Source organism: Pseudoalteromonas sp. S1727 (assembly GCF_005886375.1).
GTDB classification, from domain to species: Bacteria; Pseudomonadota; Gammaproteobacteria; order Enterobacterales; family Alteromonadaceae; genus Pseudoalteromonas; species Pseudoalteromonas haloplanktis.
In genome coordinates this window covers 1-24326 of record NZ_PNDT01000042.1, presented here as the reverse complement: position 1 = coordinate 24326, position 24326 = coordinate 1, and the positions used below count along the sequence as shown (strand labels likewise).

General features: G+C 41.2%; 18 protein-coding genes. 9 read left to right on the top strand and 9 right to left on the bottom strand.

What is annotated here, in order from left to right; genetic code table 11:
* Positions 1 to 162: 162 nt before the first annotated feature.
* From CWB85_RS11655 to dapB, 5 genes are all read right to left on the bottom strand, one after another.
* On the bottom strand, positions 163 to 1209 hold the full coding sequence (locus tag CWB85_RS11655; RefSeq protein ID WP_138554969.1) for a S66 family peptidase: 1047 nt from the start codon (positions 1207 to 1209) through the stop codon (positions 163 to 165).
* A gap of 126 nt (positions 1210 to 1335) precedes the next feature.
* The gene (greA, locus tag CWB85_RS11650) at positions 1336 to 1812 is read right to left on the bottom strand and encodes a transcription elongation factor GreA (RefSeq protein WP_016709285.1); all 477 of its coding nucleotides are present in this window, start codon (positions 1810 to 1812) and stop codon (positions 1336 to 1338) included.
* 51 nt (positions 1813 to 1863) lie between these two features.
* Positions 1864 to 5082 (bottom strand): carbamoyl-phosphate synthase large subunit, encoded by a 3219-nt coding sequence (gene carB, locus CWB85_RS11645; RefSeq protein WP_016709284.1) that lies wholly within the window; start codon positions 5080 to 5082, stop codon positions 1864 to 1866.
* A gap of 16 nt (positions 5083 to 5098) precedes the next feature.
* Entirely contained in the window at positions 5099 to 6235 is a 1137-nt protein-coding gene (gene carA / locus CWB85_RS11640) for a glutamine-hydrolyzing carbamoyl-phosphate synthase small subunit (protein WP_016709283.1), read from the bottom strand.
* A gap of 207 nt (positions 6236 to 6442) precedes the next feature.
* Complete coding sequence (dapB, locus tag CWB85_RS11635; RefSeq protein ID WP_016709282.1) at positions 6443 to 7240, bottom strand: 4-hydroxy-tetrahydrodipicolinate reductase; 798 nt, start codon at positions 7238 to 7240, stop codon at positions 6443 to 6445.
* Between the two features lie 267 nt (positions 7241 to 7507).
* On the opposite strand from dapB, the gene CWB85_RS11630 reads away from it, so the two are divergent.
* Both CWB85_RS11630 and CWB85_RS11625 read left to right on the top strand, forming a co-directional pair.
* On the top strand, positions 7508 to 8821 hold the full coding sequence (locus CWB85_RS11630) for a Na+/H+ antiporter NhaC family protein (protein ID WP_016709281.1): 1314 nt from the start codon (positions 7508 to 7510) through the stop codon (positions 8819 to 8821).
* Positions 8822 to 8916: 95 nt separating this feature from the next.
* Positions 8917 to 9693 carry a nucleoside-binding outer membrane protein gene (locus CWB85_RS11625; RefSeq protein WP_016709280.1) on the top strand — a complete coding sequence of 259 codons (777 nt, stop codon included), beginning with the start codon at positions 8917 to 8919 and terminating at the stop codon, positions 9691 to 9693.
* Positions 9694 to 9763: 70 nt separating this feature from the next.
* Here CWB85_RS11625 and CWB85_RS11620 read toward each other — a convergent pair whose 3' ends face one another.
* Together CWB85_RS11620 and pssA are read right to left on the bottom strand one after the other, a co-directional pair.
* Entirely contained in the window at positions 9764 to 10291 is a 528-nt protein-coding gene (locus CWB85_RS11620; protein WP_138554968.1) for a GNAT family N-acetyltransferase, read from the bottom strand.
* Positions 10292 to 10392: 101 nt separating this feature from the next.
* Positions 10393 to 11718: a CDP-diacylglycerol--serine O-phosphatidyltransferase gene (pssA, locus tag CWB85_RS11610; protein ID WP_138554967.1), complete on the bottom strand. Its 1326-nt coding sequence runs from the start codon at positions 11716 to 11718 to the stop codon at positions 10393 to 10395.
* A gap of 288 nt (positions 11719 to 12006) precedes the next feature.
* Between pssA and trxB the strand changes: the two genes are divergently transcribed.
* From trxB to infA, 5 genes are all read left to right on the top strand, one after another.
* The gene (gene trxB / locus CWB85_RS11605) at positions 12007 to 12957 is read left to right on the top strand and encodes a thioredoxin-disulfide reductase (RefSeq protein ID WP_138554966.1); all 951 of its coding nucleotides are present in this window, start codon (positions 12007 to 12009) and stop codon (positions 12955 to 12957) included.
* A gap of 334 nt (positions 12958 to 13291) precedes the next feature.
* On the top strand, positions 13292 to 16105 hold the full coding sequence (locus tag CWB85_RS11600) for a bifunctional aconitate hydratase 2/2-methylisocitrate dehydratase (protein WP_080571543.1): 2814 nt from the start codon (positions 13292 to 13294) through the stop codon (positions 16103 to 16105).
* Between the two features lie 163 nt (positions 16106 to 16268).
* Positions 16269 to 16985, top strand: coding sequence for a leucyl/phenylalanyl-tRNA--protein transferase (gene aat, locus CWB85_RS11595; RefSeq protein WP_016709275.1), 717 nt, complete (start codon positions 16269 to 16271; stop codon positions 16983 to 16985).
* The gene (locus tag CWB85_RS11590; protein ID WP_138554965.1) at positions 16978 to 17682 is read left to right on the top strand and encodes an arginyltransferase; all 705 of its coding nucleotides are present in this window, start codon (positions 16978 to 16980) and stop codon (positions 17680 to 17682) included. Before aat ends, CWB85_RS11590 begins: the two co-directional genes overlap by 8 nt.
* A gap of 90 nt (positions 17683 to 17772) precedes the next feature.
* Positions 17773 to 17991: a translation initiation factor IF-1 gene (gene infA / locus CWB85_RS11585; RefSeq protein ID WP_002962494.1), complete on the top strand. Its 219-nt coding sequence runs from the start codon at positions 17773 to 17775 to the stop codon at positions 17989 to 17991.
* A gap of 174 nt (positions 17992 to 18165) precedes the next feature.
* Here infA and clpA read toward each other — a convergent pair whose 3' ends face one another.
* Together clpA and clpS are read right to left on the bottom strand one after the other, a co-directional pair.
* Complete coding sequence (gene clpA / locus CWB85_RS11580; RefSeq protein ID WP_016709273.1) at positions 18166 to 20430, bottom strand: ATP-dependent Clp protease ATP-binding subunit ClpA; 2265 nt, start codon at positions 20428 to 20430, stop codon at positions 18166 to 18168.
* Positions 20431 to 20499: 69 nt separating this feature from the next.
* Positions 20500 to 20808: an ATP-dependent Clp protease adapter ClpS gene (gene clpS, locus CWB85_RS11575; RefSeq protein ID WP_171039010.1), complete on the bottom strand. Its 309-nt coding sequence runs from the start codon at positions 20806 to 20808 to the stop codon at positions 20500 to 20502.
* Between the two features lie 209 nt (positions 20809 to 21017).
* Between clpS and cspD the strand changes: the two genes are divergently transcribed.
* Both cspD and CWB85_RS11565 read left to right on the top strand, forming a co-directional pair.
* Complete coding sequence (gene cspD / locus CWB85_RS11570) at positions 21018 to 21233, top strand: cold shock domain-containing protein CspD (protein ID WP_016709271.1); 216 nt, start codon at positions 21018 to 21020, stop codon at positions 21231 to 21233.
* Positions 21234 to 21693: 460 nt separating this feature from the next.
* Positions 21694 to 23916 (top strand): NADP-dependent isocitrate dehydrogenase, encoded by a 2223-nt coding sequence (locus CWB85_RS11565; protein ID WP_138554970.1) that lies wholly within the window; start codon positions 21694 to 21696, stop codon positions 23914 to 23916.
* Positions 23917 to 24326: the final 410 nt, after the last annotated feature.

Genomic DNA, 24326 nt, shown 5'->3' with positions numbered 1-24326 from the left:
ATTTTCACATGAAGGTGTTCACGGCAATTGCTCCTGCAAAGCTCTACCTCCTGCATCCATGCAGTCGTACATGAAAAATTTATAACGTAGTTAGCGCTTTATTTAGCCCGCTAGAATGGTTAAATATTTAAGTCGATTGGTATTAGAACATGAACGCTCATTTCAACTTAAACTGGTGATGATTTGTGCATCGCGCACCTTTGCACTCTCAAGCGTTGCCAGTACTTTTACTGTTGCGCCATTCACTAAACATAAATTGGGGGCAACATGCCCGATATCAGCGTCAATGATCACTGGGAATAAACATTCACCAAGGGATCGCTGAAGTGCTTGATAATATTCACTGTGTTGCTCTGAACTACTACTTGCGCCGTTTCTGCCAATAATTAAGCCATTTATATCGCTTAGAATGCCACTCAATTTAAGCGCGATTAAAAACCGCGATAATGCATTGGCATTAAGTTCGGCATTTTCTAAATATAAAACTAAGCCATGAAGTGCAAAGTGCTTTTTAAATTCATCCAGCGCCAAAAATGGAGATGCGAGTAATAAACCTAAAGTGTCTAAACAGCCACCAAATAGCCGCCCAGATAGTTCTACTTCACGGTTATCTTTAACATTTAAACAACGCCATTGGCTTGGTTGTGTAAGTGTAAATAGCGCATCAGGTGTATGAGCATAATTGATTACATCAGCTTGATAATACGGTGCAGGCGTTTGCATAAATTCACTGCCTGGAGCAAGCTCAAGCGTTTTGAACACTTGTAAGCAATGTGTATCTAGCTCGTTTGGATGCAGCTGCATTAAGTTTGTACAGTGTAATGTAGCCCAGCCACAACGTGCTGTTAATACACAAGCAAGCGTACTGACGTCTGAAAATCCGACTAACCATTTCGGGCGAGCCTGTTTAATTGCATTAAAATCAAGATATGGAAGTACTTCCATAGCAAGTTCACCACCCCAAGGCGGCATAATTGCAGCAATGCTGTCATCAACTAAAAACGCCATTAACTCATCAGCGCGTTGCTTTGCAGGGCTACTTTGTTGCCTTAAACATTCGCCCTCCACGACTTGGTAGCCACGGTGTGTTAAGCCGCTAAGTACACAATCTAGGCGTGGGTGGAAGTGACTATCAACACCGGATGAAAAGGCGCAAATGGCAATTTTATCACCATTTTTTAATGCATCAGGAAAAGTAATGGCTGTCATCAACATCTACAAATTATCAATACGTTAGCTTAACGTAGCCAATTTATTAAAGAATGTCGAGTTTGTTCGCGGTATAAAAAACCGATGCAAGCATCGGTTTTTAAAAGCGTGAAAATGAGTAAAGTATTAAATGTACTGTACTTCAATAACTTCGTATTCAACATCACCATTTGGCGTTTTAATGATCACAGCATCGTCTGCTTGTTTACCAATTAAACCACGGGCGATTGGTGAGTTAACCGAAATACGATTGTTTTTTATATCCGCTTCATCATCACCGACAATTTGGTAGGTTACTTCAGCATCGGTTTCAACATTTACAATTGTTACCGTAGTGCCAAAGATAACTTTACCTGTGTTTGGTAATTTAGTTACATCAATAATTTGTACATTTGAAAGCTTAGCTTCAATTTCTTGAATGCGGCCTTCACAAAAACCCTGTTGCTCACGCGCAGCATGATATTCAGCGTTCTCTTTTAAGTCACCGTGTTCACGTGCATCAGCAATGTCTGCAACGATTTTTGGACGGGTAACTGTTTTTAATTCGTTAAGTTCTTTACGCAGTAAATCAGCGCCACGAACTGTCATCGGAATTGATTGCATACTTTTCTCACTTAATCCCAAGGCCGCACATAACGGCCTTGGCACATTTCCTTAGTTCAATCTTAGGTGTAATTCTTGAACTGACGTTACTTTGCTACGGTCGTCTGCTTGGTTAGCAGTACAGTTAGCAAACGCCGCATTAAGCGTCGTCGTATAGTTAGTTTTGTGTTGCAATGCACCACGACGTAACACCTTCGAATCTTCGATCGCTTGGCGACCTTCGGTGGTATTAACGATATAGCTATACTCGCCATTTTTGATTCTATCAAGAATATGCGGGCGACCTTCGAATACTTTGTTTACACGGCGAACCGCAATGCCAGCATCTTCAAGGGCTGCAGCTGTACCACCTGTTGCGTCTAATTCAAAACCAAGATCGGTCATGGTTTTAGCTAGTTCAACAATACGTGGTTTATCGCTATTACGCACAGATAGTAACGCGCGGCCACCGCGTGGTAAAGTGTTGCTTGCACCTAATTGTGCTTTTGCAAAGGCTTCAGCGAATGTATCGCCCACACCCATTACTTCACCGGTTGAGCGCATTTCAGGGCCACGGATTGGATCCACGCCTTGGAACTTAGCAAACGGCAGTACGACTTCTTTTACGCTGTAGTAAGGAGGAATTACTTCTTTAGTAATACCTTGACTTGCAAGCGATTGACCCGCCATACAACGAGCTGCAACTTTAGCAAGTGCAACACCCGTTGCTTTTGATACAAATGGTACAGTACGTGCAGCACGCGGGTTTACTTCGATTAAATACACTTTGCCATCTTTAACAGCAAACTGAGTATTCATCAAACCAACTACGCCAAGCTCAAGTGCCATATCAGTTACTTGCTTGCGCATTACGTCTTGCACTTCTTGTGATAACGAGTGTGCTGGTAACGAACAGGCTGAATCACCTGAGTGAACACCAGCTTGCTCGATGTGCTCCATGATACCACCGATGATCACTTGCTCGCCGTCGCAAATTGCGTCAACGTCAACTTCAATCGCGTTATCTAAGAAACGGTCAAGTAACACCGGCGCTTCATTTGATGCAGATACCGCTTCGGTCATGTAACGACGTAAGTCTTGCTCGTCATACACAATTTCCATTGCACGGCCGCCCAATACATACGAAGGACGCACAACCAGTGGGAAACCGATTTCAGCTGATTTAGCAATGGCTTCTTCAGTTGATGTTACAGTCGCGTTCTCAGGCTGTAGTAAGTCTAGGCGTTCAACAAGTTGCTGGAAACGTTCACGGTCTTCTGCACGGTCGATTGCATCTGGCGAAGTACCAATGACTGGCACACCATTCGCTTCAAGGGCACGAGCAAGTTTAAGTGGCGTTTGGCCACCGTATTGCACGATAACGCCTTTTGGCTTTTCAACACGAACGATTTCAAGTACGTCTTCAAGGGTAATTGGTTCGAAGTATAAACGGTCTGAGGTATCATAATCGGTAGACACTGTCTCAGGGTTACAGTTAACCATGATAGTTTCATAACCGTCTTCACGTAACGCAAGTGCAGCATGAACACAACAGTAGTCAAACTCAATACCTTGACCGATACGGTTAGGACCACCACCGATAACCATGATCTTATCTTTGTCAGATGGCATTGCTTCACATTCTTCATCGTAAGATGAGTACATGTAAGCAGTGTCTGAGCTAAACTCAGCGGCGCAGGTATCAACGCGCTTGTATACAGGCACGATGTTTAATTGATGACGCTTTTTACGAATTTCAGCTTCAGATACACCGGCAATTTCAGCGATGCGTGGATCTGCAAACCCTTTACGCTTTAACTTACGTAGGAAGTCTGCATTTAAACCAGCCATGCCAACTTCAGCGATTTTAGCTTCATCTTTAAGAATGTCTTCGATTTGAACAAGGTACCAAGGGTCAATCTTAGTCAGTTCAAATACATCATCAACGCTCATACCATGGCGCATTGCATCTGCAATGTACCAAATACGCTCAGCACCAGGCTCGCGCAATTCACGGATGATTTTTTCTTTCGCTTTCGGGTCATCAAGCGCCACAATCGGGTTAAAGCCCGTTGCACCGACTTCTAGGCCACGTAATGCTTTGTGTAATGACTCTTGCTGGTTACGACCAATCGCCATGACTTCACCAACTGACTTCATTTGCGTAGTTAGACGGTCATTAGCACCGGCAAATTTTTCAAAGTTAAAGCGTGGGATCTTAGTTACAACGTAATCAATTGATGGCTCAAACGATGCAGGTGTTTTACCACCGGTGATATCGTTTTGTAGCTCATCAAGGGTGTAACCTACAGCAAGCTTTGCTGCGATTTTAGCAATCGGGAAGCCCGTCGCTTTTGACGCAAGTGCTGATGAACGTGATACACGTGGGTTCATCTCGATGATAACCATACGACCATCAACTGGATTTACACCAAACTGTACGTTTGAACCACCGGTTTCAACACCAATTTCACGTAATACTGCCATAGAGGCATTACGCATGATTTGGTATTCTTTATCGGTTAGGGTTTGTGCTGGAGCAACCGTGATTGAGTCACCGGTATGCACGCCCATTGGGTCAAAGTTTTCAATAGAGCAAACGATGATACAGTTGTCTTTTTTGTCGCGAACAACTTCCATCTCGTATTCTTTCCAGCCAATTAATGATTCATCAATCAATAATTCGCTAGTTGGCGATAAGTCTAAACCGCGTTCACAAATCTCTTCGAACTCTTCTAAGTTATACGCAACACCACCACCGGTGCCGCCCATAGTGAAAGAAGGACGAATGATACATGGCAAGCCAATTCGCGTCATCGTGTCGCGGGCTTCTTCCATTGAGTGTGCGATTTCAGCACGTGGACATTCTAAGCCGATGTTTTTCATTGCAACATCGAAACGCTCACGGTTTTCTGCTTTGTCGATTGCATCCGCTGTTGCACCAATTAGCTCAACGCCGTGCTTAGCCAATACACCATGCTTATCTAAATCAAGTGCACAGTTTAATGCCGTTTGACCACCCATGGTTGGTAATACTGCATCTGGCTTTTCTTTTTCAATAATTTTTTCAACAACTTCCCAGTGAATTGGTTCGATGTACGTCGCATCTGCCATTTCAGGGTCAGTCATAATTGTTGCTGGGTTTGAGTTAACTAAGATAACTCGATAGCCTTCTTCTCTTAGTGCTTTACACGCTTGAGCACCAGAGTAGTCAAATTCACAGGCTTGGCCGATAACAATCGGGCCTGCGCCTAGGATAAGAATGCTTTTTATGTCGGTACGTTTTGGCATTGTTACTCCGGTATAATTAGTTGTTACGTGCTTGCATCAAGTCGATGAAGTGGTCAAATAATGGCGCTGCATCGTGCGGGCCTGGGCTTGCTTCTGGGTGACCTTGGAAGCTAAACGCTGGCTTATCAGTACGATGAATACCTTGCAAAGTGCCGTCGAATAACGATTTATGCGTTGCACGCAGGTTTGCAGGTAAGGTTGCTTCATCAGCTGCAAAACCGTGGTTTTGTGCAGTGATCATAACGACATCGCGGTCCAAGTCTTTCACCGGGTGGTTACCACCGTGATGACCAAACTTCATTTTTACTGTTTTTGCACCTGAGGCAAGGGCTAACAATTGGTGACCTAAACAAATACCAAAAATTGGTGTATCTGTTTCTAAGAAGGTTTTAATTGCTTCAATTGCGTATGTACACGGCTCTGGGTCACCTGGGCCATTTGATAAAAAGATACCATCTGGATTAAGTGCTAACACGTCGGCTGCCGAGGTTTGTGCAGGTACAACGGTTAATTTACAACCACGGTCTACAAGCATACGTAAGATATTACGCTTTACACCGAAGTCGTAGGCAACAACATGAAACTTCTCATCTTCTGCGTTTAAGGTTTTAAACCCTTCACCCAGTGTCCAGCTTGATTCATTCCACTGGAAGCTTTCCTTGGTTGAGACTACTTTTGCTAAATCCATGCCTTTTAAGCCTGGGAAGGCTTGCGCAGCTGCGAGCGCTTTGTTTTCATCGATATCATCACCAGCAACGATACAACCGTTTTGAGCGCCTTTATCACGCAAAATACGAGTAAGCTTACGAGTGTCGATATCTGCAATACCTAAGATATTGCGTTGTTTTAAGTAATCATCTAACGATTGCTCGTTACGAAAATTACTTGCTAGCAGTGGCAAATCACGGATCACAAGGCCTTTCGCCCAAATGTGACTCGCTTCTTCGTCTTCGCTGTTAGTACCCGTATTACCGATATGTGGGTACGTCAAAGTTACGATTTGTTCCGCGTATGAAGGGTCGGTCAGAATTTCCTGATAACCAGTCATAGACGTATTGAATACTACTTCACCGACTGACATGCCGTCAGCGCCGATTGCAGTACCGCGAAACACTGTGCCGTCTTCTAGAACTAACAGAGCGGATTTAGTCAAGTTAACCTCCTAACAGTAAAAAACGGGAGTAAAGTCATTTGCTTTACTACCCGTTTATAGCGATTGGAAACACGCAATTATGAATTTTTGGCAAATTGGCGCTATTCTATAGTAATTTCGTATTTAGGTCTAACCCTATTTCAATAATTACTAAAAATAAGCGCTATTAGCAAAAAAAACCACCAAAGCGCCAAAAATGCAAGAAAACTACTTCAAGTCAAGCACATCTTGCATATCATAAAGTCCTGCAGGCTTATTTTTCAACCAGCCTGCAGCTCTTACTGCGCCTAATGCAAAGGTCATTCGAGAGCTTGCTTTATGAGTTAATTCAAGCCTTTCGCCAGAAGTTGCGAAATATGCAGTGTGTTCACCAACTATGTCGCCGCCTCTGAGCACCGAATAACCGATTTCATTTTGCGATTTTTCTGTTTCTATTTTGCTACGGTCAAACACCGCCACTTCATCGTGATCCCAGCCTTTTGCCTGTGCAATTGCTTCACCAATCGCTAAGGCAGTGCCCGATGGTGCATCGATTTTATGGCGATGATGCGCTTCAAAAATTTCAATATCTAGATCATCACCAAACTTAGTGGCGGCGGTTTGCACTAAATTCAACAATAAATTCACGCCCACGCTGTAGTTACGCGCGAACACAATTGGGATCTGCTTAGCAGCTGTTTGTAATGCCAACATATCATCGCTATCTAAGCCGGTTGTGCCTATAACCATTGGGATGTTTTGCGCGACAGCGGTTTTTAAATGTTCACGCATGCCTGCCCGAAGGGTAAAGTCAATCAGTACATCAATATTAGTTACACTGCGCTCATCACTAAAATTAATTGTGGCAGGTGCGGCACTATTTAATTGATTAACTGCAATATTTAATAACGGTGAACTACTACGTACATAAGCTGCACCTAGCTCGGCATGATTATTTTTATGTGCGGCTTCAACTAACGCCAAGCCCATTCTTCCGTTTGCGCCAAATACGCCAATTCGATTCATAGTTAATTAACCTTTGTTTTTATGTTGGCTAGATTTTATCTAAAACTCATGTAATAGTCAGGTAAGCCTATTAAAAATAATAATAACAGATACCCATAGACTTTAGCCATCTATACATTTAAACTTCTTTTTTTGCGCCGATTTGGTCTTTGGCTTGCGGGCGCTGTTGAGCTACTTATCACTTTGATAAGGCAAACAACTAAATGCTGCTAAAAGAGGGATGTTTTGGCTGTTTAGTTGTCTATGAGTTATCTAACGAGGAATATGATGCAGCCATCATTTAATAAAACTAATGCAAAGTTATCTTTGCTGCCGCTACTTACATTTGTTGCCTTATTTTTAGGCGCAGGTTTATACCTGCAATCACAAGGGGTTGATTACGCCTTTTATCAACTCCCTGCCCCTGTTGCGATTTTACCGGCGATCATGCTGGCGTTTATTCTCAATAAAAACACCATTAACCACAGTGTGGAAACCTTTATAAAAGGTGCTGGCCACAACAACATTATTACCATGTGCTTAATTTACTTGCTTGCAGGTGCTTTCTCTGCGGTGGCAGGTGCTACTGGCGGTGTCGATGCGGTTGTTAATGCCGGTTTATCTCTTATTCCACCAGCATTATTATTACCGGGTTTATTTTTAATTGCCGCAGTGGTATCCACCGCCATGGGAACGTCAATGGGTACTATCGGTGCAATTGGCCCAATTGCTTATGCGGTTTCCATTAAAACAGGTATTGATCCTGCGTTAATGGCAGGTACTATTGTATCTGGCGCCATGTTTGGTGATAACTTATCTATTATTTCAGACACCACAATTGCCGCAACCCGTACACAAGGCTGTGAAATGAAAGATAAATTTCGTGAGAATTTAAAAATTGCCTTGCCTGCAGCTGTCCTTACCATTGGTTTATTATTCTTTTTAACGCCTGCTGCACAAGCAGTTGAAACTAAAGACTATGATATTCTACTGGTACTGCCTTATGCCTTTATTTTAGTTCTGGCAGTCATGGGATTTAATGTATTTGTAGTGCTGTTCAGCGGTATAATATTTGCGGCACTGATGGGCTTTACCGGCAGTTATGAAGGCGCCAGCTTTGTAAAAGACATTTACAAAGGTTTTACGGATATGCAGGAAATCTTTTTACTGTCGATGTTTATTGGCGGCTTATCTGAATTTATTCGCATTAATGGCGGCTTAGATTACATAGCGCAAAAGATTCAAGCAATCACAAAAGTTATTGCCAAGTGGCATCGCAAAGTGGCTGACCAATTGGGTATTGCAGCTTTGGTTATGACTAGTAACTTATGTATTGCTAATAATACCGTGTCTATCATTGTTGCCGGCCCAATTGCTAAAAAGCTTGCTGATGATGGTGAGATCAGCGGTAAGCGCTCTGCCAGCTTACTGGATATATTTGCCTGTGTTACTCAAGGCTCTTTGCCGTATGGTGCACAAGCACTGCTATTGGGGGCGACCTTTAAAATTAGCCCGTGGCAAGTGTCTACTTCATCGTACTACTGTTTTATATTAGCCTTTACCGCAATTGCAGTGATCTGTTTGCGTCGTAATAAGGCATAAACTGCCAATATTAGTTTAGCCAGATACGCTAACTTTCAGCGTATCTGCTATAATCTCGTTTTTGGATATATAACCTTTAAATTCGAGATAAAACATTGAAAAAAACCGTCGTCCTCGCTGCCATTTGCTTGGCAAGTAGCTCTAGCCAAGCGGCTAACTGGAGCAGTACTGCTTTACACCTTAACAATGGTGATTTTAAAAACCCATTTACAGGACAAGAATCAAACACCACGATCGCATCACTGCAACATGCATCAGCCTATGACTATGGGGATAACTTCTTCTTTATTGATTATATCAATGACGCCACTGATGATGGTTATCAAGATAAAGACTTTTACGGCGAATGGTATTCAACGCTCAGCCTGTCAAAAATTTCAGGCAACGACATGTCTTATGGCGCCATTATGGATATTGGCCTAACAGCGGGTTTTAACGCAGCCGGTGACTCAAAGGTATTAAAGTATTTACCCGGTGTAAAAATAAACTGGCAAGCGCCTGGTTTTACCTTTTTATCAACGCTTGTAACGGCCTATATTGATGATAACGATGGCGTAGCACGTGGTGGTGCACCGATTGAAACAAATAGCTGGATGCTTGATGTAGCATGGGGTTACCCGTTTTCGATTGGTTCGCAAAAATTTAATGTCACAGGCCACATTGAATACATTGCTGAGCGTGAAAATGAGTTTGGCGAAGATGTAAAAGCGTGGATATTAGCGCAGCCTATTATCACGTGGGATTTAGGTCATGCTATTAGTATGAAAGAAAATACCTTGCTCCTTGGCCTTGAGTGGCAATACTGGCATAACAAGCTAGGCACTGATACTACCGAGTCGGTACCACAGTTCCACGTTGAGTGGACGTTTTAACTAATTTAGGCAATAGTTAAAGCGCGATATACATTGTATTGCGCTTTTTGTTACTTACCACGAATACTGATCACGTTAGCTTTATTTCATAAACACCTAAACGTTGCTGCTTATTAGCCAGAAAATGTGATACCTCTTGGTGATAATATTTGAACTTCGCACCTGCGCGCTGCACTACTTTGATACTGGCTAAGTTTTCCTCTAAACAGCAAAACTCTACCACTTTTGCGTGGCTCGTATTTTTTATATAAGGTATTATTTTAGCAAGCACTTGAGTCATAACTGCTTGCCCACGTGCAAAATCAGCTAACCAGTAACCGCATTCAGCAACTTTAATGTCTGGATCAATGTGCTTAATACCAAACACACCGCTTAAGCGCTCCTGAGTATATATCGCAAACCACTGAGCGCCAGCTTTATTGCTGTGTAGTCGCTCAGCTATATACTGCTTGGTTGAATTAACATCTATTACGTTATCCACCCAAGGTAAAAATTGACTCAGATTTTCCCTACTCTCGACGATAACTAAGTAAAGTTCCTCAGCAAAACTAATAGCTAATGGCTTTAACGTTATTGAGTCTGAAATCACTAACTCCATTTAATCAACCTCAGCTACTTTTGCTAAACGCATATGTATCAGCGGAAACGGGTTTCCCTGACCATCTAATTCTGAGCGCCCTATTTGCTCAAACCCTTTACTTAAATAAAACGCTTAATAATAAAGTCGACTTTGACACGTTTGGCTTGACCTAACAATTTTTTAACCGCTGGCGGGTAATCATCCATGGTTTCTAAATCTTCAGCGCCATTTAAACGGCGGCAGTGCTGTAAAATCTCTGCTCTTTCGTTATCAATTGCTGGCATCAGGCTTTGCTCTGGATCTTCTAACAAAATACCGTTCTCGATATCTAAGCCCCATGCACGTGGATTTAAATTATGACCACTTAGTAAATGGTACTTTCGATCTGAGCAAATGCCTTTTAAATGAAATGAATTACTTTCGTGCTTCCATAAGTAGACATTTAAATTACCATTATTGATGTGACGTTTTTGCGATTTTAAAAATTTATACAAAATAGTTTCATACAAATAAGGCAGCGCACCTATTTTACTAAAGGGCTCACTCGGCGGCAGATAAAAATCATTTGCGGTTTTATCACCAACAACAATAGTGACTTGTTTGCCTTGCTTAAGTAAGCGTCGTAAGGAGCGCATTAACGGTGCAGGAAAGTTAAAATAAGGCGTGTATAAAACCAGCTCTTGCTCTGTAGCATCAAACAATGACTTTATAAGTCGGTTTAATTCATTACTACGACGACCCAAACCTAAAAATAGTCTCACCCCAAGTGGCTGTGTATTGTCATCCATTGCATGAGCATAATTAGCTTGTTTTAATGAACGCATTAACTGCTTTTGCGCCAGCTTAATATCATTAAACTTGGTTAGTGGTCGTGTATCAATACGTGGAACGGCCTCTGAGCTTAACAACTCTTGTTCTATAAAATGAATAATAGAGTCGCACAGCGAAGCTTGCTTAACTAGAAAGTAGCGATCTAATCGATAACGATCTTGATATTGTAAATACACATTATTTAAACTCGCCCCGCTATAAAGCAAGGTATCGTCTATTACGAAGCCTTTTAAGTGTAATACACCAAATAATTCTTTGGCTTTTACTGGTACGCCAAATATTTTGACATTCGATTGGTACTTTTCTTGGTATTCACAATACAAACTGGCATTACCGTCAGATTTTGCAGCACCAATTAAGCCACGTTGAGCGCGATGAAAATCAACCAACACTTTCACTTCAAGTTCTGGCTTTGCCAATGACGCTTGGTGGAGTGCTTCAAGTATTTCACGCCCAGCTTCATCATCTTGTAAATACAGCGCAGTAATATAAATTCGTGTTTGTGCGCTCGCAATTAAAGCCAGTAATTGTGTGTGATACTGTTTTGCATTGGTTAAGACGTTAACGTCTTTTGAAGTCACCCCGAACGCGGGTTTTTCCTGCCAAAATAACATAGTTGCCTATTCACTTAGGTCACCCTTTTATAGGGTCACAAATCAAAATTAGTTAAAACATATCAAAAAAACTGAGCTTGGTCATGAATTAACGCTGCTAGTTAGACTAATAATGACTTAATAGTTCACATATCATACAGAACAGTCATTTTTCACAATTCTAGTACACAATATTTGACAGCTTTGCGATTTAGAAAAAAAAATAATCGTCAGTTTTATTTACTTCCCCCTTGTTTCTCTTAAAATCGAGCGCATTAATACGCTATTAAAACGTTTAGGATAAAAAACATGAGTGAAGCAAAACATTGTAAGTTACTAATCTTAGGTTCTGGCCCTGCGGGTTACACTGCGGCTGTATACGCAGCACGTGCAAATCTAAACCCTGTATTGATCACAGGAATGCAGCAAGGCGGTCAACTTACAACAACAACTGAAGTTGAAAACTGGCCTGGCGATGCTCATGGTTTAACAGGTCCTGCATTAATGGATCGTATGAAAGAGCACGCTGAGCGTTTTGAGACCGAAATTGTATTTGATCACATCAATAAAGTAGATGTATCAAAGCGCCCGTTCACGCTTACTGGTGATCAAGGCACTTATACCTGTGATGCATTAATCATCGCCACTGGTGCGTCTGCTAAATATTTAGGCCTAGAATCTGAAACAAACTTCCAAGGCCGTGGTGTTTCAGCCTGTGCAACCTGTGATGGCTTTTTCTATAAAGGTCAGAAAGTCGCCGTTGTTGGTGGCGGTAATACCGCAGTTGAAGAAGCGCTTTATTTATCTAACATTGCAGATGAAGTACATGTTATTCATCGTCGCGATAGTTTCCGCAGTGAAAAAATCTTAGCTGATCGTTTAGCTGAAAAAGCTGCGAACGGTAATGTAGTATTGCATTATAACCGCACACTAGACGAAGTACTTGGCGACCAAATGGGCGTTACAGGTATTCGCATTAAAGACGCAAACTCTGATGCTACTGAAGAACTTGATTTAGCAGGCGTGTTTATTGCTATCGGCCATAAACCAAATACCGATATGTTTGTAGGTCAGCTAGAAATGAAAGACGGCTACTTAGTGGTTGAGTCTGGTTTAAACGGTAATGCAACCCAAACAAGTGTGCCAGGTGTTTTTGCTGCTGGGGATGTGTCTGATCACATTTACCGTCAAGCAATTACCTCAGCGGGTACTGGTTGTATGGCTGCATTAGACGCTGAGCGCTTCTTAGATAATTTATAATTTTTGACTCTATTTTGAAGGCTGATTTATTCGGCCTTTTTTTATGCCTACAATTTATGCCTACAATAAAAAATCAACTAAACACTTCATAAAGTGTTGTGAACACGATACACATTCACAGTAATTATAGTGAAGATTCATTTTATATATACAATTAATGGTGTAAGTGCGATAGGATCTAAAGCCGTGCAATGAGTATCGTCAAAGTATAGCAAGTAAAACCAGCTATAATTATAGTTGGGCACATTAGGTTTGTTCATCTGGGCATTACTAGACACTACAAAATAAGTTAAAATGCTCAACTTCATATCAAGTAAAATACCGAGAGTTTTCTATGAGTTTGTATACACAATATATGGAAGAAATCCAAACCCGTAAAACGGAACTTGGATTAAACCCAAAACCAATCGATAGCGCTGAACTAGTATCTGAGTTAATTAGTCAAATTAAAGATACTAATAACGAGCACCGTAAAGATTCACTTCACTTCTTTATCTTTAATACCTTACCAGGTACAACGAGTGCTGCGGGCGTAAAAGCACAGTTTTTAAAAGAAATTATTTTGGGTGAAGAGCAAGTTGCAGAGATCACTCCTGAGTTTGCATTTGAGCTTCTTTCACACATGAAAGGCGGCCCATCAATTGAAATGCTTATTGATTTAGCATTTGGTGATGACGCAGCAATCGCAGCACAGGCTGCTGAAGTACTTAAAACCCAAGTATTCTTATACGATGCAGATATGGCTCGCATTAAAGCAGCATATGAAGCAGGTAGTGCGATTGCTAAAGAATTGCTAGACAGTTTCGCACAAGCTGAATTCTTCACAAAACTACCTGATATCGAAGAAAAAATCGATGTAGTAACCTATATTGCTGGTGAAGGTGATATCTCAACTGACTTACTGTCTCCAGGTAACCAAGCACATTCGCGTGCTGATCGTGAATTACATGGTAAGTGCATGATCACTGAAGAAGCACAGCAAGAAATTGTTGAGCTTCAAAAGAAACACCCTAACGCTAAAGTAATGCTTATTGCTGAAAAAGGCACTATGGGTGTAGGCTCATCACGTATGTCTGGTGTAAATAACGTAGCACTTTGGGCTGGTAAACAAGCAAGTCCTTACGTTCCTTTCATCAATATTGCACCGGTTGTTGCAGGTACTAATGGTATCGCACCAATCTTTTTGACCACTGTTGATGTAACGGGCGGTATCGGTCTTGACCTTAAAAACTGGGTTAAAAAAGTAGACGAAAATGGTAATACAGTGACCGATGAGAATGGCGACGCCGTTCTTGAAGAAGCGTATTCTGTTGCTACTGGTACTGTTTTAACAATCAATACTAAAGAGAAAAAGCTTTATAACGGTGATAAAGAACTAGTTGATGTATCATCTGCTTTCACACCTCAAAAAGTTGAGTTCATGAGAGCTGGCGGTTCTTACGCTGTGGTATTCGGTAAAAAACTACAAACGTTTGCTGCTGAAACACTGGGTATTGAGACACCACTTGTGTATGCACCTTCAAAAGAAATTTCACATGCAGGCCAAGGCCTAACAGCGGTTGAAAAAATCTTTAACCGTAATGCGGTAGGTGTTCTATCAGATACCCCACTTCACGCAGGCTCAAATGTTCGCGTTAAAGTGAACATCGTTGGTTCGCAAGATACAACTGGCCCAATGACAGCACAAGAATTAGAAGCGATGGCTGCTTCAACGATTTCACCACTTGTTGATGGTGCATATCAGTCTGGTTGTCATACAGCGTCGGTATGGGATAGCAAAGCACAAGCAAATATTCCAAAGCTAATGGCGTTCATGAATAAGTTCGGTCTTATTACAGCACGTGACCCGAAAGGCGTTTACCATGCCATGACTGATGTTATCCACAAAGTCTTGAACGATATTACCATTGACGACCGTGCCATCATCATCGGTGGTGACTCGCATACACGTATGTCAAAAGGTGTTGCCTTTGGTGCCGACTCGGGTACTGTTGCAGTTGCACTTGCAACCGGTGAATCTGCAATGCCAATTCCTGAGTCTGTTAAAGTGACGTTCAAGGGTAGCATGGCTAAGCACATGGATTTCCGTGATGTAGTGCATGCAACTCAAGCGCAAATGCTTAAGCAATTTGGTGGCGAAAACGTTTTCCAAGGTCGTATCATTGAGGTACACATTGGTACGCTAATGGCTGACCAAGCGTTTACCTTCACTGACTGGACTGCAGAGATGAAAGCGAAAGCATCAATCTGTATTTCGAATGACGAAACATTGATCAAGTCAATTGAACTGGCTAAATCACGCATCCAGATCATGATCAACAAAGGTATGGAAAACGAAGCACAAACGCTACAAGGTCTAATCGACTTAGCTGACAAGCGTATTGCCGGTATCCAATCTGGTGAAGAACCAGCGCTTTCTCCAGATGATAACGCTAAATACCACGCTGAAGTTGTCGTAGATTTAGACCAAATCGTTGAGCCAATGATTGCCGATCCAGATGTAAATAACGATGATGTATCTAAGCGTTATACGCACGATGTGATCCGCCCTGTTTCATTCTATAACGACAAACCAGTTGATTTAGGCTTTGTTGGTTCGTGTATGGTTCACAAAGGCGATATGAAAATTATTGCTCACATGCTACGTAATTTAGAGAAGAAAAACGGTTCTATCTCTTTCAAAGCGCCATTGGTTGTTGCACCACCAACATACAACATTGTTGATGAGCTTAAAGCTGAAGGCGACTGGGATATCCTAGCTAAGTACGCTGGTTTTGAATTTGACGATTCTAATCCTAAAACAGCAGCACGTACTAAGTATGAGAACATCTTATACCTAGAGCGCCCAGGTTGTAACTTATGTATGGGTAACCAAGAAAAAGCAGAACCTGGTGATACAGTTATCGCAACGTCAACACGCCTTTTCCAAGGCCGTGTAGTAGCCGATACGTCTGAGAAGAAAGGTGAGTCACTCCTGGGTTCTACACCACTAGTAGTACTTTCTACTGTTCTTGGTCGCTTCCCGACTCTTGAAGAGTACAAGTCGGCGGTTGAAGGTATCGACCTAACTGCATTCACACCCGTTGAAGAAGAGATGACAACTAAATTCAATGCTGGACAAGCAGTACCAGTAAAAGTTGTTAGCTAACTCGATTGAGTTAACGGTTTAAAAAAGCGCGTTTCAAAACGCGCTTTTTTTATGTCTTAAACTTCTCTCAAGGAGCTAAGCTAATTGTTTTTCATTTGTTGTTTGTGATTTTAAAGCAACAAGTTACAATTTATCTTACCGCGTAGTAATAAGAAACGGTGTTATGACAAAACAACTTTATCAATTATCTCAAGAACACGTTACTTTTCCACATCCTGAGCTTGCCTTAGATGAGCCCGATGGCTTACTTGCCATTGGTGGTTGTTTATCACTACCGCGACTAAAAAGCGCCTATAGCCAAGGTATCTTTCCTTGGTTTAGCGACTATGAGCCGATTATGTGGTGGTCACCGACTGAGCGTGGGATCATAGAGCTAGATGATTTTCACATTAGTAAAAGTTTGCGTAAGCATTTGCGTAAATTCCCCGTTAAAGTCACCGTTAACACCGCGTTTGATGAAGTCATTGAGTCATGCCAGCAGCAACGCATAGATGTTGAAGGCACGTGGATCACTGACGATATGCTTGATGCCTATAAACAAGCTCACATCGATGGTTTAGCCCATAGCGTTGAGATTTGGCGTAACGACCAACTGGTTGGGGGTTTGTACGGCCTCATGCAAACAGGCGTGTTCTGTGGCGAATCCATGTTTCATCATCAAACAAATTGCTCAAAATTAGCCATGTGGGCACTGGTTAATTGGTTAAAACGCCATCAGGCACATTTTATAGATTGTCAGCTTGAGAACCCTTATTTACTCTCTTTAGGTGAAAAAGTTCTACCACGCTCAGAATTTTTAACTAAGCTTAAAGAAGCAGAAAAATTTATTATTCCGGCATCAATGTGGCAACCTCAGGAGCTTATTGCTATTTATGACTGAACACTTACCTGCCCGTTTAGGATTAAGCCAACAATTTGATTGCAGCTACTTAGCTGACCGCCAAGAACAATTATTAGTGATTTTAGATCACAGTTGTTATAACCCCAGTAAATTTGAACAATTACTGGCTCTTGGTTTTCGCCGTAGTGGCGACCAAATATACCGCCCACACTGCCCTGCTTGTAGCGCATGTAAGTCTGTACGAGTATTAGCTCAGGAATTTTTACCGACAAAATCGCAAAAGCGTAAACTTAATAAAGCAAAAAAAACCTTTCGTGTGAAATATTCAGATCAACAACACCCTGAATACTTTCAGCTGTACAGTAAATACATTACCGAACGCCATCAAGATGGCTCAATGTTTCCACCCGATCAAAGTCAGTTTGACAGTTTTATACTTTGTCATTGGTTGCCGATCACTTTTATTGAATTATGGGATCAAAATAAATTGGTTGCAGTGGCTGTAACAGACTGTATGCACAATGCAATTTCTGCTATTTATAGTTTTTTTGACCCAGATTATGAACACTATAGTGTGGGCACAATTATGATTCTAGAGCAGATAAAATTTGCCAAGCATTACGAAAAAGAATTCGTCTATTTAGGCTACCAAATTGATGAATGTGCAAAAATGCGTTACAAAACTCAGTTCTTACCTGCCCAAAATAGGGTTGCTGAGCAGTGGTTGGCTATTTAATTTGCAAAAAAGCCTGCTGTGGCTTTACTTATTGGTGTATTTTGGGCAGAATCTGCATCGTTTAACTATTAAAGAGGTGTTACGCTAAACATGGCGAAAGAAGACGTAATCGAAATGCAAGGGACGGTCCTTGATACTTTACCAAATACAATGTTCCGAGTTGAGCTTGAAAATGGTCACGTAGTTGTGGCTCACATTTCAGGTAAAATGCGTAAAAACTATATCCGCATTTTAACCGGCGATAAAGTTACCGTAGAAATGACCCCATACGATTTATCAAAAGGTCGCATCGTATTCCGTGCTCGCTAAGTTAGTGCGTTAACGAAATATCAAGTTTTTAGCTAAGTTGTCTGAGTAACTTAGTTACTTTCTACACTAGCTTGAAGCGTTTATTAAATGTAATTGATAGCTATACTAACAATTACATTTAATAAACAAAAAGCCCAGCAATTGCTGGGCTTTTTGTTACCTGTTATACCATGCTTATGCGGGCGTTAAATTCGTTTCATAATCAAAACGTAACTTTTTATCTTTAATAGATACTTTCACTGTCCCCCCGTCGATAAGTTCACCAAATAAAATCTCGTTTGCTAATGGTTTTTTCAATTGCTCTTGGATCACACGTCCCATTGGTCGTGCACCCATGGCTTTATCGTAACCTGTGTCTGCTAGCCATTCTCGAGCCTTATTAGTCAGCTCAAGATTAACCGATTTCTTATCTAGCTGTGCTTGCAGCTCTACAATAAATTTATCAACCACCAGTAATATCACATCGCGGTCAAGGTGATTAAACCAAATAATATTATCTAAGCGGTTCCTAAATTCAGGTGAGAACACCTTGTTGATCTCACTCATCGCATCATGAGAATGATCTTGTTCTGTGAAGCCGATTGACTTACGAACAGTCTCTTGTACACCAGCATTAGTGGTCATCACCACGACTACATTTCTAAAATCCGCTTTACGACCATTGTTGTCAGTTAGCGTACCATGATCCATTACCTGCAATAAAATATTGTAGATATCAGAGTGGGCTTTTTCAATTTCATCTAATAGCACGACTGAATGTGGGTTTTTGATCACAGCTTCAGTTAATAGACCGCCTTGTTCAAACCCTACATACCCTGGAGGCGCACCAATTAAACGGCTTACGGCATGACGCTCAACATACTCAGACATATCAAAACGAATAAACTCAACACCCATACATTTAGCAAGTTGTTTGGTCACCTCGGTTTTACCTACCCCTGTAGGGCCTGCAAACAAGAACGAGCCAACCGGTTTATCTTCATTTGATAAGCCTGAACGCGATAAGCGAATAGCAGACGTGAGTGCATCAATCGATTGATCTTGGCCGAACACCAACATTTTAAGATTGCGATCAAGATTCTTAAGGGTTTCTTTATCACTAGATGACACGCTTTGCTGCGGAATACGCGCCATTTTAGCGACAATCAATTCTATATCAGCAACACCAATGGTTTTTTTACGTTTAGAAATCGGTTGTAGCCGTTGGCTTGCACCCGCTTCATCAATCACATCGATGGCTTTATCCGGTAGGTGACGTTCATTAATGTATTTAGCACTGAGTTCCGCAGCCGCTTTTAACGCTTTTTGTGTATAACGGATGCCGTGATGCTCTTCGTAACGTTCTTTTAAGCCATTAAGGATTTTTGTTGTGTCAGCCACGCTTGGCTCAAGTACATCAACCTTTTGAAAGCGACGTACTAAGGCACGATCTTTTTCAAAGATATTTTTGTATTCATTATAAGTAGTAGAGCCCATACAACGTAACTTACCACTGGATAATAGTGGTTTAAGTAAGTTAGATGCGTCCATAACGCCACCAGAGGCCGCGCCAGCACCAATGATGGTATGGATTTCATCAATAAATAAAATCGCGCTAGGTTGCGCCTGAAGCTCTTTTAGCAATGCCTTAAAGCGTTTTTCAAAATCGCCTCTGTATTTAGTACCCGCCAGTAATGCTCCCATATCTAATGAATACACCACAGCATCAGCAATCACCTCTGGCACTTGTTCATGAACAATACGATACGCTAAGCCTTCTGCGATGGCCGTTTTACCTACCCCTGCTTCACCTACTAATAACGGGTTGTTCTTTTTACGACGACACAAAACTTGCACCGTACGTTCAACTTCACTATCGCGCCCTACTAACGGATCGATATTGCCATCTCGGGCTAATACATTCAAATTAGAAGTAAAATTCTCTAATTTACTGGGTTCTTCACCTTGTACAGCTTGTGCTTCTTCGTGAATATCATCAGCATCTTCACCACCAATGTCATCATCCGCTTTAGAAATACCATGAGAAATGAAATTCACGATATCTAAACGAGAAATATCACTTTTCTTCAGTAAATACACCGCTTGGCTTTCTTGTTCAGAAAAAATAGCAACCAGTACATTTACGCCGGTTACTTCGTTCTTACCAGATGATTGCACATGAAACACTGCGCGTTGCAAAACTCGCTGAAAACCAAGTGTAGGCTGTGTTTCACGTTCTTCTTCTAAATCAGGAATAACCGGCGTCGTTTCATTAATAAAATCTGATAGCTCAGCTTTTAGTGCTGCCATATCAATGCCACAAGCATGGAGTGCTTCTCCCGCCGATGGATTGTCCAGCAGCGCAAGCAATAAGTGCTCTACTGTCATAAATTCATGGCGGCGTGTACGCGCTTCACGAAACGCTGCGTTTAAAGTTAGTTCTAAATCTTTGTTTAGCATTAGCAACCCCTTACTGAGATAAAATATACATACCGTTGTGATGGGTATTTCGATCACCCTACCTTGGTATTATTCCTGCTCACAACTACATAGCAGTGGATGCTCGTTATCCCGTGCGTAACGGTTAACTTGTTCAACTTTGGTATACGCTACATCGGCGCTGTAAACGCCACATATTGCGCGACCATTTTGATGAACTTGCAGCATCACATCTGTTGCTCTATCGCTATCCATATTAAAAAACGTTGTTAGTACTTCTACCACAAAGTCCATAGGCGTGTAATCATCATTATTTAAAATGACTTTATATTTTCGCGGTGGTTGCAGTTTTTGCTTCTCACTATCGCGAACCGTGTCTAAAACACCTGAATCTTTCATGCCACTCATAATTAAATATAGTCTTGTCTTTGGAACTCAAGCAAACTTGAATAAAAAAATAAATTAAATGTTAAAAAATAGTTTAAAACACTTGACTGATCGGCGAAATAAACTACAGTCAATTGTAGATTGATTAAACCTTAGTCAGTCTATCAAACTATACGGTTTAGAATAACTAAATTAGTCAACTTATAGAAGGATGTAGAAGTATGGCTTGTGGTAAAGTCAAATGGTTCAATAATGCCAAAGGTTTTGGTTTCATCGTAGAAGACGGCTGCGAGAATGATATATTCGCCCATTACTCAACGATTGTAATGGACGGTTATAAAACACTTAAAGCTGGTCAAGATGTAACATTCGAATTGCAGCAAGGCCCAAAAGGCATGCACGCGACTAACATAGCGCCTAATGAAGATTTAGTGTAGTTATTTAGAAGTTCGACTAAAGCGAGCGACCTGTAAAGATCCTCGCTTAATTCCTTTTTAATTTTTTTTGCAGCTTTTTTGCAGCATTGTCAACACTTATCCTCACTCGTTGTGAGCAATTAAATGGTCAGTATGAACAAAAACTGTTCTTCCTCTTGAAATTCTTTTTTAATACCCCCATGTTTTATTTGTTATTAGCCCTTTTGTGCCAAGCTTGTTACACTCTTTGTGCTCAAAGCTAGCTACGAATGGCCCTTTAAGCGGTAAAAGTTAGGCTAATGGCTAATTTACTTAGCCTGCACATAACATAAAATTTTAATACAGTTCGTCAGGTGTGGTTATTGAATTACAGTATTAACACCTAACAGACTGATCATTGTCACGTCGTGTTCGCATGATGGCGATGATATTTCTTTGCATTGTTGAATATGGCTCTTATGCCTACTATCTAGGAATGATGATGACATCAAAAATTATCTATACTAAAACAGACGAAGCTCCGGCACTCGCAACTTACTCTTTGCTACCAATCATCCAAGCATATACTAATGCCGCTGGTGTTGAAGTTGAAACACGTGACATCTCTTTAGCTGGCCGTGTTATTGCTAACTTCCCTGAGTATTTAACACAGGAGCAACGCATTGGTGATGCACTGGCTGAACTTGGTGAGCTTGCTAAAACTCCTGAAGCTAACATCATCAAATTACCTAATATCAGTGCTTCAGTACCGCAACTTCGTGCTGTAATTAAAGAATTACAAGAAAAAGGCTATGCACTCCCTGATTACCCTGCAGAGCCAAAAACAGACGAAGAAAAAGCAATTCAAGCCACTTACGACAAAATTAAAGGTAGTGCAGTAAACCCTGTATTACGTGAAGGTAACTCTGACCGTCGTGCTCCGGGCTCTGTTAAAGAATATGCACGTAACAACCCACACTCAATGGGTGCTTGGAGCAAAGATTCTGCTTCAAATGTTGCCAGCATGAGCGAAGGCGATTTCTTTGGCTCTGAGCAATCGGTGACTGTTGATGCTGCAACTGATGTGCGTATTGAACATGTAGCTAGCACCGGCGATGTATCTGTACTTAAAGCAAGCACCCCACTACTTGCAGGTGAAGTAATTGATGCATCTTCAATTAGCGTTAAAAAGCTACAAGCTTTCTTAGCCGCTGAAATTGAAGCTGCAAAAGAAAAAGACGTGCTGTTTTCATTACACATGAAAGCAACCATGATGAAAGTATCTGATCCAATTATCTTTGGTCATGCTGTTAAAGTATTCTACCAAGACGTTTTCGCTAAGCACGGTGATTTATTCGCTGAGTTAGGTGTTGATGTAAATAATGGTCTTGGTGATGTTTACGCTAAAATTCAAACACTAGACGATGCTAAACGTGCTGAAATCGAAGCAGATATCCAAGCGGTATATGCGACACGCCCAGCTATCGCAATGGTTGATTCAGATCGTGGTATCACGAATTTACACGTTCCAAGTGATGTAATTATCGATGCGTCTATGCCTGCAGCCATCCGTTCAAGTGGTCAAATGTGGAATAGCGACGGTAAATTACAAGACACTAGCTTTGTCATTCCTGATCGTTGTTACTCAGGTGTTTACCAAGCAACTATCGACTTCTGTAAAGAGCACGGCGCATTTGATCCAACAACGATGGGTAGCGTACCTAACGTTGGTCTAATGGCGCAAAAAGCTGAAGAGTATGGTTCACACGACAAAACATTTGAAGCACCTGCTAACGGGGTAATTCGTGTTGTTGACAGTGCTGACAACGTATTACTACAACACAGTGTTGAGCAAGGTGATATCTGGCGCATGTGTCAGGTTAAAGATGCGCCAATCCAAGATTGGGTTAAACTAGCAGTAAACCGCGCACGCGCAACTGGCAACCCTGCAGTTTTCTGGCTTGACGAAAATCGTGCACACGATGCGCAATTAATCAAAAAAGTGAACGCGTATTTACCAACCCATGATACTGATGGTCTTGATATCCAAATTTTAGCGCCAGTTGATGCAACTCTGTTTTCACTTGCGCGCATTAAAGAAGGTAAAGACACTATTTCTGTAACAGGTAACGTATTACGTGATTACCTCACTGACTTGTTCCCAATTCTTGAGCTTGGTACAAGTGCGAAAATGCTGTCAATCGTACCACTTATGAATGGTGGTGGTTTATTCGAAACTGGCGCAGGCGGTTCAGCGCCTAAGCACGTTCAACAGTTTGAAAAAGAAAACCACTTACGTTGGGACTCATTAGGTGAATTTTTAGCACTAGCGGCCTCTTTAGAGCACCTAGCTGTTAATACTGGTAACAACAAAGCACAAGTACTTGCTGATACTCTTGATAAAGCAACCGGTACTTTCCTTGCTGAAAACAAATCACCTTCACGTAAAGTAAAAGAAATTGATAACCGTGGTTCTCATTTCTTCCTTTCTTTATTCTGGGCACAAGAACTTGCTAAACAAAACGACGACAGTGAATTAAAAGCTCAATTCACTCAAATCGCCAGTGACTTAGAAAGCAACAAAGATCAAATCGTGAGTGAGCTAAATGACGCACAAGGTTCAGCTGTAAACATTGGTGGTTATTTCCAACCAAATGATGCGGCTGCATTCGAAGCAATGCGCCCTAGCACAACATTTAACGATATTTTAGCTAAACTAGTTTAATATCCGTTTAAATTTAAAAGGCGCTTACTGTAGTAGTAAGCGCCTTTTTTGTGTCTGGGATAAAAACAGGACTGTACTTATAGCGCATAATAGCAATACTTTTTAATAACAAATAAAGTGTACTATCATTTGAAAAATAACTTTGCTTGTCACATGTTGGTGGCTATGTTGAATTTACTTCTCATTTTTTCTCTTTGTGTAATAAGATTTTCAGTGAATTACTCACAAAGAGTGTAATACCAATCGACTTAAATATTTAACCATTCTAGCGAGCTAAATAAAGCGCTAACTGCGTTATAAATTTTCATGTAGAACAACTACATGTCAAAATTTATGCCTTGTTATCACTCCATTTATCTGTCGCTATAAATGGTCAGTAACTTAACACGATTGTTATAAGTTGTATTATT